The 12,677-nt window shown below is 65.3% G+C and carries 11 protein-coding genes and 1 pseudogene; 4 read left to right on the forward strand and 8 right to left on the reverse strand.

The genetic code is table 11. The features are described from left to right. Nucleotides 1-31: 31 nt before the first annotated feature. Both ACFZAI_RS26735 and ACFZAI_RS26740 read left to right on the forward strand, forming a co-directional pair. Nucleotides 32-1,030, forward strand: coding sequence for a Bug family tripartite tricarboxylate transporter substrate binding protein (locus ACFZAI_RS26735; RefSeq protein ID WP_391569817.1), 999 nt, complete (start codon nucleotides 32-34; stop codon nucleotides 1,028-1,030). A gap of 37 nt (nucleotides 1,031-1,067) precedes the next feature. Next, nucleotides 1,068-1,967: an SMP-30/gluconolactonase/LRE family protein gene (locus ACFZAI_RS26740; protein ID WP_391569818.1), complete on the forward strand. Its 900-nt coding sequence runs from the start codon at nucleotides 1,068-1,070 to the stop codon at nucleotides 1,965-1,967. Nucleotides 1,968-1,995: 28 nt separating this feature from the next. Here ACFZAI_RS26740 and ACFZAI_RS26745 read toward each other — a convergent pair whose 3' ends face one another. The 3 genes from ACFZAI_RS26745 to ACFZAI_RS26755 all read right to left on the reverse strand — a co-directional run bounded on the left by ACFZAI_RS26745 (nucleotide 1,996) and on the right by ACFZAI_RS26755 (nucleotide 5,251). Next, entirely contained in the window at nucleotides 1,996-3,384 is a 1,389-nt protein-coding gene (locus ACFZAI_RS26745; RefSeq protein WP_391569819.1) for a tripartite tricarboxylate transporter permease, read from the reverse strand. Then, a complete protein-coding gene (locus ACFZAI_RS26750) occupies nucleotides 3,381-3,872 on the reverse strand; it encodes a hypothetical protein (protein ID WP_391569820.1) in 492 nt (163 codons plus the stop codon). The genes ACFZAI_RS26745 and ACFZAI_RS26750 overlap by 4 nt, the downstream gene beginning before the upstream one ends. Before the next feature lie 92 nt (nucleotides 3,873-3,964). Then, entirely contained in the window at nucleotides 3,965-5,251 is a 1,287-nt protein-coding gene (locus tag ACFZAI_RS26755; RefSeq protein WP_391570275.1) for a hydroxymethylglutaryl-CoA reductase, degradative, read from the reverse strand. 154 nt (nucleotides 5,252-5,405) lie between these two features. On the opposite strand from ACFZAI_RS26755, the gene ACFZAI_RS26760 reads away from it, so the two are divergent. Beyond that, complete coding sequence (locus tag ACFZAI_RS26760; RefSeq protein WP_391569821.1) at nucleotides 5,406-6,833, forward strand: PLP-dependent aminotransferase family protein; 1,428 nt, start codon at nucleotides 5,406-5,408, stop codon at nucleotides 6,831-6,833. A 62-nt stretch (nucleotides 6,834-6,895) separates the two neighbouring features. On the opposite strand, the gene ACFZAI_RS26765 is transcribed toward ACFZAI_RS26760, so the two are convergent. From ACFZAI_RS26765 to ACFZAI_RS26785, 5 genes and pseudogenes are all read right to left on the reverse strand, one after another. After that, nucleotides 6,896-7,696: an anaerobic ribonucleoside-triphosphate reductase activating protein gene (locus ACFZAI_RS26765; RefSeq protein ID WP_391569822.1), complete on the reverse strand. Its 801-nt coding sequence runs from the start codon at nucleotides 7,694-7,696 to the stop codon at nucleotides 6,896-6,898. Further along, nucleotides 7,662-7,847, reverse strand: coding sequence for an anaerobic ribonucleoside-triphosphate reductase (nrdD, locus tag ACFZAI_RS26770; protein ID WP_391569823.1), 186 nt, complete (start codon nucleotides 7,845-7,847; stop codon nucleotides 7,662-7,664). The genes ACFZAI_RS26765 and nrdD overlap by 35 nt, the downstream gene beginning before the upstream one ends. A 47-nt stretch (nucleotides 7,848-7,894) precedes the next feature. Continuing rightward, nucleotides 7,895-9,619 (reverse strand): annotated as a pseudogene (locus ACFZAI_RS26775) (ribonucleoside triphosphate reductase); the annotation flags it as partial. Nucleotides 9,620-9,793: 174 nt separating this feature from the next. Next, nucleotides 9,794-10,138 (reverse strand): DUF3325 domain-containing protein, encoded by a 345-nt coding sequence (locus ACFZAI_RS26780; RefSeq protein WP_391569824.1) that lies wholly within the window; start codon nucleotides 10,136-10,138, stop codon nucleotides 9,794-9,796. 2 nt (nucleotides 10,139-10,140) lie between these two features. Continuing rightward, a complete protein-coding gene (locus tag ACFZAI_RS26785; RefSeq protein ID WP_391569825.1) occupies nucleotides 10,141-11,751 on the reverse strand; it encodes a PepSY-associated TM helix domain-containing protein in 1,611 nt (536 codons plus the stop codon). Nucleotides 11,752-12,057: 306 nt separating this feature from the next. Between ACFZAI_RS26785 and ACFZAI_RS26790 the strand changes: the two genes are divergently transcribed. After that, on the forward strand, nucleotides 12,058-12,672 hold the full coding sequence (locus ACFZAI_RS26790) for a hypothetical protein (protein WP_391569826.1): 615 nt from the start codon (nucleotides 12,058-12,060) through the stop codon (nucleotides 12,670-12,672). Nucleotides 12,673-12,677: the final 5 nt, after the last annotated feature.

The following is a 12,677-nucleotide window of genomic DNA, read 5'->3' on the forward strand; positions in this document are numbered from 1 at the left end:
ACGGCCCATCCACAGCAACGGAGACAACATCATGACATCGCTTTTCACGCGCGGTGGCGCCTTGCGCCGCGTGCTGCTTTCAGTTGCGGCGGCGCTGGCCTGCGTGCCCGCGCACGCGGCCGACGACGCCGCCAACTGGCCCAACAAACCTGTACGCCTGGTCGTTCCCTATTCCCCGGGCGGCACGACGGATTACGCCGCGCGGCAAGTCGCGCAGAAGCTGTCCGAGGCCACCGGTAAAACCTTCATTGTCGACAACAAGACCGGCGCGTCGGGCACCATCGCCACGCAGGAAGTGGTGCGGTCCGCGCCCGACGGCAGCACGTTCCTGGTCACGGACACCACGTATACGATGCTGCCGCTGCTGTTCTCAAAACTGCCTTGGGACTATCAGAACGACCTGATCCACGTCAGCGAAATCATCGAAACGCCCTTGGTGCTACTGGTGCCGGAGAAATCGCCGTTCAAGACGATGGACGCGCTGATCGCGCAGGCGCGCAAGGCGCCGGGCACGCTGAACTTCGGGTCGGGCGGGCAGGCCAGCTCAACGCACCTGGCCGCTGAAATGTTCAAGAGCGAAGCCAAGGTATCGCTGACGCACATTCCGTATCGCGGCGCGGGCGCGGCGTTGGCGGACTTGATGGCCGGGCAGATCGACCTCTTGATCACGGCTGCGCCCACCGCCATCCCGCCCGTGCAAGGCGGGCGGGTGCGCGCCTTGGCGGTTACCGGCGCGACCCGGCTGGCGGCCTTGCCGGAGGTGCCCACGTTCGCCGAGGCCGGTTTGCCGTCATACCAGGTGCTGAATTGGTTCGGATTGGCCGCGCCCAAAGGCACGCCGCAGGCCATCGTCAGCAAGATGAACCAGTTGGTGACGCAAGTGATGAGCGAGCCCGCCATGCAGGAAAATATGGCGCGCCAGGGCGCACGCCATCGGTCTTTGCCAGTGGCGCAATTTGGCGCTTATGTACAGGATCAGGTGGGCTTGTGGGCCGACGTGGGCAAGCGCGTGGGCATCAAGCCCGAGTAATCGAGATGGTGAAACGGGGAAACGGGGAGACAGCACGATGTGGAACCTGAACTTCACGCCGCCGGTGGTGGTCGAGGCGCGCGTCATTACCACGATGCCGGCCGCCTTGCGGCTGCCCCGGCGCAGCGCGTGGGCCGACGCCAACAAGGCGGGGCATGTGGTGGATTGCTTTCTGGAAGGTCCGGTATTCGGCGCCGACGGTGTGCTGTACGTGACGGACATTCCGCATGGCCGCATCCTTCGTGTCGATGGCGCCCGCGACTGGCGTGTCGTGGCGGAAACCGGCGGCTGGCCAAACGGCTTGGCGCGCCATCGCGACGGCAGTCTGTGGGTAGCCGATTACCGGTTTGGCATTTTGCGATGCGATCCGGAAAGCGGCCAGGTCGACACCGTGCTGGGCGAGCGCAACAGCGAATCCTTCAAGGGCGTGAATGATCTTGTGTTCGACCGCGCCGGCCGCTTGTACTTCACCGACCAGGGGCAGACAGGGCTGCACGATCCGCACGGCCGCGTGTATCGCTACGACCCGGACAGCGGCCGCCTGGACTTGCTATTGGCCAATGCGCCCAGCCCGAACGGCATCGCGCTGGACGCCCAGGAAAACGTGTTGTTCGTGGCGGTGACGCGCGCCAACCAGGTGTGGCGCGGCCCCTTGATGCGTGATGGCTCGCTTTCCAAGATGGGCGCGTTTCGCACGTTCTTCGGCACCAGCGGGCCCGATGGGCTGGCCAGCACGCCAACGGGCGGGCTGCTGGTGGCGCACGCCAGCCTGGGAGGGGTCTTCGTGCTGAACGCGGGCGGCGAAGTCACTCACTTTCTGAAGAGTCCCATCGCCGGCAGCACGGTGACCAACGTGGCGATACGCCCCGATGGCGGCGCCGTCGTGATGACGGAATCCGCAACCGGGGCGATTCTTGAAGCGCCGTTGCCGGCGTAACGGAACCGGCAACGACGCGATCACGTGCTCAGGCCATCAGCTTCACAATGGCCGGCACCGACAGCACCGCCGTGTAGTAGCCCATGAACTGCACGCCGGTGTTAAAGCCAAACAGGCGCGACAACAGGCCGCCGAACAGGCCCATCGTCAAAATCACGAGCAGGCCCAGGAACTGGCCTTCCCAGATGCTGATGACGATGATCAGCCCCACGAACGTAGCGATGATGGCTTCGTGGCTGACCTTGCGCGACACGAACAGCGCGGCGCGGCGTGCGTAGTTCATGGCGAAGGGGTAGGACACCACCGCGGCCAGCAGCACCGCCAACATGCCGTACCCCAGGAATTCCCAGTGGTTCAGCAAGTTGTGCAGGTTGTGCGTTTCGCCGGTGGCGGCATCCACCGTAAAGCGCGGCGGCGCGTTGAACAGCGGCGCGGCGGGGCCGGCGGCCACGGGGCTGAGCGGCAGACCGAACGCGATCAGCGGGATGAGCGCTTCGGCGATGTAGGTGGCTTCGGTGACGCCGTTGCGCGCCGACAGCACCGTCGTCAGCCGGTGATACGCGTGCTTGATGCGCGAGCCCACCAGCTCGCCCAGCACCACCGTCATGGCCACAGGGCTGAACACGAAGGTGGCGCTGGAGATGGCGGCGGTGGCCAGCGTCCAGCGGGTCTGCGTGCGGTCCATGACCTTGAGCGGGTTCGGGAAATAGCCCGACCAGCCCTTGACGTCAGGCGCCAGCGAGAACGTGCGGACCTTGTCGCGCATCATCTTCGCGCGGCCCATGGGCGAGATCACGGTGAACAAATCCGCAATCAGCGGCCCGATGGCGATGCCCAGGAAGTAGCTGATGCTGAGCTTGACGCCGTACTTGGCGGTCAGGCTTTGCAGCGCGATGATCACCACCACGAACGGCACCAGCAGCGCCACCGCGGCCCAGCGTCCGGCCGAAAAGTAGGCGATCAACACGGCGGCCGCCAGGAAGATCCACGGCGCGGACTTGGTGATGGCCGCGCCAAACGGCGCCAGCAGCACGGCGAACAGCACGGCCAGCGGCACCGCGACAAAGGCGGCGACGATGGCGCCCGACACCATCTTGCGCAGCGCGATGTGCGGCACGCCCAGCTTGCGCAACATATTCGCGTCTTGCAGCAAGGGTGTGGCCAGCGTGTCGCCAGGGATGCCAAGCAAGGCCGTTGGCACGGCGTGCGTCATGTGCTTGGCGACGGCGCCCGCGAGGAAGAACGTGAAGACGCCCGCAGGCGGCACGCCCAGCAGCACGACCAGCAAGGTCAGCGGCGCAAGCGTCGTTGTTTCGTCGGTGCCGGACACTAGGCCAATGGCTGCGAACACCACCGCGCCCAGCAGGCCCATGGCGGCGGCCACCATGATTTGTTCAAGCAGGATGGGGTCGCTCATGCCAGCGCCTCCTTGGATGCGCCTTGCGGCAGGGCGGTGGCAGTAGAGGTGGACGAGTCAGTCGCTTTGGCCGGGGGCTCGGTGAACAGATCGTACAGATCCAGTTCCTTCAGTTCACGCACCACGGCTTCCGGCAGATCCGCCAACGTGCCCAACCCGCCAGGTTGCTCGGCCAATTCAGCCAGCACTTCGGCGCGCCAGGCGGGGTCATGCGTGGACGTGTGTTCGATGACTTCGCGTTTGGGCGGGAACAGCCGCGCGCAGATCACGCCCGCAATCACGCAGCCGGCCAGCCCGGCCAGCATGGCGTAGGCGTGCGCCAGTTCGGGGGATGCGACCATGCCGCGCAGCCAGCGGCTAGCGGCGTAGAAGCCCGCCACGCTGATGGTGATGCCGATGCCGATGGCCCAGGCCAGCTGGCGCAGGTCTACGGTGTCGCTCCATACCTCGGCCAGGCGCCAGGACGGCGCCGGGGATTTTGGTTCCATGTCTCTCTCCGTTGAGTTGGGCGGCGCCGGCATTGCCGTGCGCCGCCTCTGTTCTTATGGGGGCATGCTTGGTGGCCTGTGCCGGCCGGGCGTTATCGCTTGCGCAATTCCTCCAGCAAGGCCAGCGCGCGGTCGGTGCGCACGTCCTTTTCTTCGGCCATGCGTTTGGCGACGGCGTCAATCTCGGCGCCCACGGCGCCTGCCACCAGCGCAATGTTGCGGGCGTGCAGCGCCATGTGGCCGCGTTGGATGCCTTCGGTGGCCAGGGCGCGCAGCGCGCCCAGATTCTGCGCCAAGCCGACGGCCACCGCCACTTCGCCCAGCTCTTGGGCGGAACGCACGTCCATGATCTTCAAGGCCACGCGCGCGAGCGGATGCGTCTTCGTGGCGCCACCGACCAGGCCCACAGGCATGGGCATTTCGATGGTGCCCACCAGCGCGCCCGAGGTGTCCTTTTCCCATTGCGTCAGCGACGTGTAGCGGCCCGAGCGGGCGGCGTAGGCGTGTGCGCCGGCTTCCACCGCGCGCCAGTCGTTGCCCGTGGCGACGATGACGGGGTCGATGCCGTTCATGATGCCTTTGTTGTGCGTCGCGGCGCGGTAGGGGTCGACGGCGGCGAAGGTGTAGGCGTCCAGCACGCCTTCGATGATCTCGGCGCCGCTGCGCTCCTTGGTATCCAGCACTTGCGGCGTCAAGCGCACGCGGGCGCGCGCCAGCCGCAGGTCGGCCAGGTTGGACAGAATGCGCAGGCGCACCGAGCCGCCCGTGATGGATTCCACCAGCGGCGCGACGGCTTCGGCCATGGTGTTGACGGTGTTGGCGCCCATGGCGTCGCGCACGTCCACGATCAGGTGCATCACGATCATCGGGCCGCGCGGCGTGTCAGGGAACACGTGGACTTCGATGTCCTGGCAGCCGCCGCCCAGCTCAATCAGCACTTTGTCGCGGCTGTTGGCCAGCGTCACGATGCGTTCGCGTTCGCGCAGCAGCGCCAGCCGCGCGCCCTGCGGGTCGGTCAGGCCCAGCACTTGCACCTGGGCGCGCATCAGCGGCCGGGTGCTCGAGGTTTCAAAGCCGCCGCATTCGCGCGCCAGCTTGGCCATGTACGACGCCGCGGCCACGACCGACGGTTCCTCTACCGCCATCGGCACCAGCACGTCACGGCCATTGACCTGGAAGTTGCCGGCCACGCCCAGCGGCAGCTCGAATGCGCCGATGACGTTTTCGATCATGCCGTCGGCGCGGTCCAGGCCCAGCGCGCCGGGCTGGGCCAGCAGTTGCCGGTCTTCGGGGGTAAGCGAGGCGGCGTCCGCAATGGCGGCCAGGCGTTGCGCAGGGGTCAGCGCGCGGAAATTGGGCAGGCGTGAATCGGCCACGATGGCAGGTCTCCGTATAAGAATGTGTGGCCAGATTCTAGGTAAACTGTACCGCCATTGAGAGGTACAGTTTGGGCAAACAGTACCATCGCACTGCACCAATTTTTACGCCCTGGCTGTCAGGCCCGACGGCGGCCCATCACGCAGAAAACTCGGCATGGACGAACTTAAACCCTCCGGCAATTCAGGCCCCCGGCCGCGCGCGGCCCCCATCGCGGAAAGCCTGGCCAAGCTGATTGGCCAGCAAATCGCCGACGGCGTTTACCGGCCGGGCGACAAGCTGCCGTCATTGCGCGAACTGTCTCAGTTGCATCGCTACGCCAAGAACACGGTGGTGGTGGCGTTTGAAATGCTGGTGGCGCGTGGGCTGGTGGAGCCGCGCCGGGGTTCCGGTTTCTTCGTGCTGGATGGCGACTTTGCGCGCAAGGCGGCCGACGAAGAACCCGGTCAACTGAGCCGCGCCATGGACATCGTCTGGCTGATGCGCGAACAGCTCAAGACCCAGCCCGACGCCGTGCAGGCAGGCGATGGCTTTCCGCCCGTGGAATGGCTGGCCGACATGCGCATGGACCGCTATCACCAGAAGGTGGTGCGTACCGGGCTGGGCGCCTTGTTCCGCTACGGCAGCCGGTTTGGCTACGCGCCGCTGCGGGAAAGCCTGGTGCGCAAGCTGGGCGATGTGGGCGTGAATGTGGCGCCGCGCCAGTTGGTGCTGACGCATGGTGCGAACGAAGCCATGGACCTGGTCATTCGCTATTTCGTGCCGCCGGGCGCCACCGTGCTGGTCGACAACCCCGGCTACTACCCGCTGTTTGGCAAGCTGAAGCTGGCGGGCGTGCGCATGCTGGGCGTGCCGCGCTTGTCAGATGGCCCGGACGTCGCCGCGCTTGAAGCGTTGTTGCAGCGCGAGAAGCCGCGCTTGTTTTTTACGCAGTCGTTGGCGCATAACCCGACGGGGTCGGATATCTCGCTGGCGAAGGCGTACAAGGTCTTGCAGCTGTCTGAACGCTACAACCTGATGATCGTGGAAAACGATGCGCTGGCGGATTTCAAACCGACGTCTGCCGTGCGGCTGTCGGCGTTGGACCAGCTGGAACGCACGATCTATATCGGCAGTTTTTCAAAATCGTTTTCAGCGGCGCTGCGCGTGGGGTTCATTGCCTGCAACGCGGCGTTGGCCAGTGACCTGGCCGACTTGAAGGCGTTGGTGCACGTCAGCAGTTCGGAATACTGCGAACGCATGGTCGACGTGATGCTGCGCGACGGCCATTACGAGCGTCATCTGGCGCGGCTGCGCCAACGCCTGGAAGCCGCGACCGGCCACGCCTTGCAGGTGCTGGACTCGCTGGGCGCTGAGGTGTTCGCGCGGCCGACCAGTTCGATGTACCTGTGGTCGGCGTTTCCGGGCGTGCCAGATTCGCTGACGCTGGCGGCCGACCTGATGCCCAAGAAAGTCATCATGGCGCCCGGCCGCGTGTTCAGCGTGGACCCGACCGCCGTGTCGCCCTGGTCGCGTTGCAATGTGGGGGCGATCGGGTCGCCGCGTTTCAAAGAGACGCTGGAAGCGGCGCTGGCGCGGCGATGATGCGGCGCGGCGGTGTCACTGCGGTGTGGCTGCGGTGTGGTTGATACCGCGTGCGCGGCGCGCTAGCGATACGCAAACGCGTCGAACCACTGCGCCATCTGCGCTTGCGCCTGGGTGCCAAGCGCGCGGGCTGGCGGCGCGCCGGGCGAGCTGCGCGCGCCTTGCACCGCAAAGCGCTTGACCCCGCGGCGCGCGAGTTCGCGGGCCAGGCCCAGCAGCCGCGTTTCGTTCAGCCAGTCCGGATGCCAGGTGATGCGGCATTCGAAATCCGTGCCGGCCGACAGCAGCTGCGTCAGGCAGGCGAGCGCCGGACGCTGGGAATCCCGGCGGCCGGTGATGTTGTCATAGCCTTCTGCATCGGCCTTGATGTCCAGCCCCACCCAATCCAGATGGCGCAGCACGTCGGCTAGCCGCAGCGGATAAATGCCCGCCGTGTGCAGGCCCACCCGATAGCCCATGCGCCGCACATCGCGAATCAATGACGGCAGGCGCGGCTCGCTTAGCGGCTCACCGCCCGAGAACACCACGGCATCCAGCAAGCCGCGCCGCGTTTCCAGAAAGGCCCGGGTCTCGCGCCAGTCGTAGCGGGCGGTGCGCGTTTGCAGTTCGGTGTTGTGGCAGTAATGGCATCGCCACGGGCAGCCCGAGATGAAGACGACGGCGGCCAGCTGGCCGGGCCAGTCCACCGTGGAAAAAGGAACCAGCCCGCCGATGGCCGGCGAATGCCGGGGCAGGGGCTGGGCAACAGGCTGGGGCGGCGCGGCGTAGGCCGGCCTGGCGGCCAGCCTGCGCGTACCGGCTTCAGCATTTGCGTGCAGGCTCGCGCCCTCAGGCGCGCTGCTCGACGAAGAAGCGGCGTTCATTGAATTCGCCTTGTTTACCGGTGTTGAAGGAAGAAACGGGGCGGTGGTAACCCATCACGCGGGTCCAGACTTCGCAGCGCACGCGCTGGCTGTCGTCGGGTTGCAGGGCGGGGGCGGCGATGGCCGCGACGGGGTCCGTCAAGGTTTGCATGGAGTGGCTCCTGAAAAGGCCGGGCGGGTCCCGGCGATTGATGCGCGCTAGGCCGTGGCGCAGCACGCGGTTTGCTTGGCCAAGAGTTCGGCGTCGCATTTGGGGCAGAACTCGTGGTGCCCGGCCAGATAGCCGTGGTTCGGGCAGATCGAGAACGTGGGCGTGACCGTGATGTAGGGCAGCCGGAAGTTAGACAGGGCGCGCCGCACCAGCTGCTTGCACGCGTCGGCCGACGATACGGCTTCGTTCATGTACAGATGCAGCACGGTGCCGCCCGTGTATTTGCTTTGCAGCGTTTCCTGCAATTGCAGCGCATGGAAGGGGTCGTCGGTATAGCCCACCGGCAACTGGCTGGAATTCGTGTAGTAGGGCTGCGCGCCGCTGCCTGCTTGCAGAATGCCGGGAAAGCGCTTTCGGTCTTCACGCGCGAAGCGGTACGTGGTGCCTTCGGCGGGCGTAGCTTCCAGGTTGTAGAGGTGACCCGTCTGCTCCTGGAATTCCGTCATGCGGTCGCGCACGCGATCCAGCAGCCGCACGGCCAGCGCATGGCCCGCAGGCGTGGTGATATCGTCGGCATCGTGGGTGAAGTTGCGGATCATCTCGTTGATGCCGTTCACGCCCAGCGTGCTGAAGTGATTGCGCAGCGTGCCCAGATAGCGGCGCGTGTAGGGGTAGAGGCCCTGGTCGATATAGCGCTGCACTACCTGGCGTTTGGTTTCCAGCACGTCGCGGCCCAGCGCCAACAGCGTGTCCAGTCGCGCCATCAGCCTGGCTTCATCCCCTTGGCACGTGTAGCCCAGCCGCGCGCAGTTCACCGTGACCACACCGACCGACCCCGTCTGCTCGGCTGACCCGAACAGGCCGTTGCCGCGCTTGAGCAGTTCGCGCAGGTCCAGTTGCAGGCGGCAGCACATGGAACGCACCATGTGCGGTTCCAGATCCGAATTCAGGAAGTTCTGAAAGTAGGGCAGGCCGTAGCGCGCCGTCATCTCGAACAAGCGGTCGGTGTTGGGATGGTCCCAGTTGAAATCCGGCGTGATGTTGTAGGTGGGAATGGGGAAGGTGAACACGCGCCCTTTGGCGTCGCCGGCCATCATCACTTCAATGTAGGCGCGGTTGATCATGTCCATTTCGGCTTGCAGGTCGCCGTAGGAAAACGGCATTTCTTCGCCGCCCACATAAGGCACTTGTTCCTTCAAGTCAGCAGGGCAGGTCCAGTCGAACGTCAGGTTGGTGAAGGGCGTTTGCGTGCCCCAGCGGCTAGGCACGTTCAGGTTGAAGATCAGTTCCTGCATGGCCTGCTTCACGTCGGCGTACGTCATGGCGTCCCGGCGGATGAAGGGCGCCATGTAGGTGTCGAACGAGCTGAACGCTTGCGCGCCCGCCCATTCGTTTTGCAGCGTGCCCAGGAAGTTGACGATCTGGCCGATGGCGGACGACATGTGTTTGGGCGGCGTGGATTCCACCTTGCCGGGAATGCCGTTGAAGCCTTCGGTCAAGAGTTGGCGCAGCGACCAGCCGGCGCAGTAGCCGCTGAGCATGTCCAGGTCATGGATATGGATGTCGCCGTCGCGATGCGCCTGGCCCGCTTCGGGCGTGAAGACGTTCGACAGCCAGTAGTTCGCAGTGACTTTCCCCGCCACGTTGAGGATCAGGCCGCCCAGGCTGTAGCCCTGATTCGCGTTGGCGTTGACGCGCCAGTCGCGCTGTTCCAGGTATTCCTCCATGGCGCTTTCCACGTCCACCAGCGTGTGGGGCAGTGAGCGGTTGAGGATGTGTGGGATAGGCATTTCGACACCATATGTTGTGGGGTGTGAAAACTCTACCACCACATATGGTGCTGTTAGCGCGCCGGCGGCACGCGATATCAGCTGGGGTTGATGCGGGTCAAACGGGCTGTGCGGGCCTGCGCAAAACGGGGTTCAGGGCGCGCCGCCCCGGCCCGGTCAGAATCCGATGGTGACGCCCGCCAGCGATATCGCCACGGCAATAGCGGCGGTGCCGGCTGCGGGGCGGGGCGCCCACGACAACATGCCCACCCACATCAGCGCGCCGGCCGACAGCCAGCCCAGCCATGCGACCACGCCCACCGTGTTGCCCCACAGGCCCACGCAAGGCAGAAGCGCCAGCGCCAGCAGCAGCACGCCGGCCCCGCGCAGCACGCGCGTGTGGCCGGTGGAGGGGTCGCGGCCCCAGACCTGGTCGTAATGGCGCGGCATGGCCAGGCTCAGGCAGGCCATGCCGGAGTAGGTCAGCAGCAAAGCCATCACTATGGCGAATACGTCGTTCATGGTCATGCCGCTGCCTCTTGGTTTGCGCGGGGTTTGCGCTGGGCGGGCGCGGACTGAGGCTTCTTCCACAAACGGATTGCCGCCCAGGCGGATAGTACGCCAAAGGCGACAGCGGTCAATTCAACGCCCGCGCTTTCCCAATCGCCGCGCGCGATCTGCGCAAAGGGGTGATCGCCCAACGTCACAAAGGACAGCACCGGCAGCAGCAGGCACAGCGCGGCCAACAGGCCCAACTGCGTGATCCAGGCCACGCGCGGGCGGCAAAGCCAGGCGTGCGCCAGCATCAGCGCCCACACGCCAAAGAAGCAACGCAGCTCCCACAACGCGCGGTGTTCCAACGCCACCGGCAGCAGCCGGTTCGCCCAGAAGAAGCCGATGCAGGCCACCGCCAGGCCAGCCAGCCCCGCCACATTCAAGCCTTCAAACAAGCGGTACATGCGCGCCGTGGCCGCGCCAAATTCTTGGCCCAGCTTGGCGCGCCGCTTCACCATGAACAGCACCGCGCCCGTGCCCATCATCGCGGCGCCCGCCAGCCCGCACAGGAAGTACAGCCACTTGACGCCAAAGCCGCCAAACTGCGCCATGTGCAGGTCGCCCATCACCTGGCGCGTCAAGGTGGCTGCGCCGCCATTGACGCCGCCCGGCGGGCGCATGCGAATCAGCTCGCCGGTCGCGCCCGAGAATTCGGCCATGCCGGTTGTGGCGCTGATGTTGTGGAAGGTGTCCTTGTCTTCGTTCCAGCCATAGACGGCGATGCGCATGGCGGCGTCTTCGGGGTTGTTGATGACGATGGCGCGCGCGGTTTGGCCGATCATTTTTTCCGCCTGGGCCACGATGGGTTCCAGCGCAGGCACCGCCAGGGGCTGGCCCGTGCGGGCAGGCTTTTCCTCGCCCTGCATTTCGGCCAGATACAAGCGGGTGGCCTCCATGCCGGCGCCGTAGTTCGCCACCACGGGGGCGGGCATCAGCTGGGCGCTGGAGATCACGATGCCGGTGTACGCAATCATGAACTGAAAGGGCAGCGTCAACACGGCCACCGCATTGTGCGCATCCAGCCAAGACCGCTGGCCCTTCTTTGCGCGAAACGTGAAGAAGTCTTTGAAGATGCGCTTGTGCGTGACGATGCCCGAGACCAACGCCACCAGCATCGCCATGGTGGCGAACGCCACGATCCATAAGCCGTAGCGGCTTTCGTGCAGCATGTAGTGGAAGTTCACGAAGTGCGTGCCGCCCATCGTGGCGCGGGCTTCGTCATCGTGATGATCGTCAAGCTCCGCGCCCGTGACGGGGTCCAGCTCGGCGTCCGCGTACATGCCGTTCTTGTCGAACCAATACACCGACAAGCCATTGTCGTGCCCACGATTGACGGGCCAGACCTCCCACATGCCGGCGCCCGCGTGGTGGCGCTGCATGTAATCGACGGCAAGCTCCAGGCGGCGCGCGCGGTCCACGGGCGCGCTTTCCTGTTGCGCGGCCAAGGCTTCGGCCGCGTGGTGTTCGGGCGTCATCCAGTGGGTGATGGGTTCAGCGAAGATCGCCAGCGACCCCGTCAGGAACACCGTGTAGAGCAGCCAGGAAAACCACAGGCCGGCCCAGGTGTGCAACCAGGCCATGGATAGGCGGAAACCGGATTTCAGAAAGAGCCTCTTTTGTTGGCGCCGCCGCGAGCCGGTCAGCGTTGGTTTTTATTGAGAATGGTTCTGATTCTAGTCGAAATGGGGTCACCGTTGCGATGCTAAGCATCGTGCGGCGTGGCGAGGGGGGCGGGAAGGTGGGCGGGGATCTGAACGCATATCAGCATCAGGCATGTAGGCGGACCGCGCAGTCAGGCATGGCGATTGCTGGAGGCGCGGGTTCTACTCAGCGGCTGTCCACGCAGCGCGCCGGGAGTGGAGCACGCGATAGAACGAGGAGCCCCCATGAAATCCAAAGCCGGAAAACCCAAGCAGATCCACGAACTGCTCTATCAGGCGCTTGAGACCGAGATCGGCGGCCTGTCGATCTACGAGACCGCGGTGTCCTGTGCGGTGAACGCAGACTTGAAGAAAGAGTGGAAGGATTACCTGGAAGAAACGCGCACGCACCACCGTGTGCTTTTGACCGTGTTTGAACAACTGGGACTTGACCCCGAGGCGAACTCGCCCGGCAGGGACGTGGTGCGTCACCTGGGCGAATCGCTGGTCAAGGCCATGAAGATGGCGATTAACGCCGGCGACCCCGACGCCGCGCAACTGGTCGCAACCGAATGCGTGGTGCTGGCCGAAACCAAGGACCACGCCAACTGGTCGCTGATCGGGCTGATTGCCGATCAGCAGACGGGCCGCGAAGCCAAGATTCTGAAGCAGGCGTATGACGCAGTTGCGGTCGACGAAGACCACCACCTGTATCACACGCAGGGCTGGTCGCGGGAATTGTGGATTGAGTCGCTGGGCCTGCCCGCCGTGCTGCCTCCGCCTGAAGAGGTGAAGCAGGTGGAGACGGCCATCGGTGCATCGCGAGCCGAGCAATCGCGCGAAAAAATGTTGAACCACTAGGAGAG

The sequence above is a fragment of the Achromobacter sp. NPDC008082 genome (assembly GCF_042957345.1).
In the GTDB taxonomy this organism is placed as follows: domain Bacteria; phylum Pseudomonadota; class Gammaproteobacteria; order Burkholderiales; family Burkholderiaceae_B; genus Achromobacter; species Achromobacter kerstersii_A.

What these genes read in the sequence shown, in the direction of transcription:
- ACFZAI_RS26735 (WP_391569817.1), top strand. Translation starts at nt 32, where the DNA reads ATGACATCGCTTTTCACGCGCGGTGGCGCCTTGCGCCGCGTGCTGCTT.
- ACFZAI_RS26740 (WP_391569818.1), top strand. Translation starts at nt 1,068, where the DNA reads ATGTGGAACCTGAACTTCACGCCGCCGGTGGTGGTCGAGGCGCGCGTC.
- ACFZAI_RS26745 (WP_391569819.1), bottom strand. Translation starts at nt 3,384, where the DNA reads ATGAGCGACCCCATCCTGCTTGAACAAATCATGGTGGCCGCCGCCATG.
- ACFZAI_RS26750 (WP_391569820.1), bottom strand. Translation starts at nt 3,872, where the DNA reads ATGGAACCAAAATCCCCGGCGCCGTCCTGGCGCCTGGCCGAGGTATGG.
- ACFZAI_RS26760 (WP_391569821.1), top strand. Translation starts at nt 5,406, where the DNA reads ATGGACGAACTTAAACCCTCCGGCAATTCAGGCCCCCGGCCGCGCGCG.
- ACFZAI_RS26765 (WP_391569822.1), bottom strand. Translation starts at nt 7,696, where the DNA reads ATGAACGCCGCTTCTTCGTCGAGCAGCGCGCCTGAGGGCGCGAGCCTG.
- nrdD (WP_391569823.1), bottom strand. Translation starts at nt 7,847, where the DNA reads ATGCAAACCTTGACGGACCCCGTCGCGGCCATCGCCGCCCCCGCCCTG.
- ACFZAI_RS26780 (WP_391569824.1), bottom strand. Translation starts at nt 10,138, where the DNA reads ATGAACGACGTATTCGCCATAGTGATGGCTTTGCTGCTGACCTACTCC.
- ACFZAI_RS26785 (WP_391569825.1), bottom strand. Translation starts at nt 11,751, where the DNA reads ATGGCCTGGTTGCACACCTGGGCCGGCCTGTGGTTTTCCTGGCTGCTC.
- ACFZAI_RS26790 (WP_391569826.1), top strand. Translation starts at nt 12,058, where the DNA reads ATGAAATCCAAAGCCGGAAAACCCAAGCAGATCCACGAACTGCTCTAT.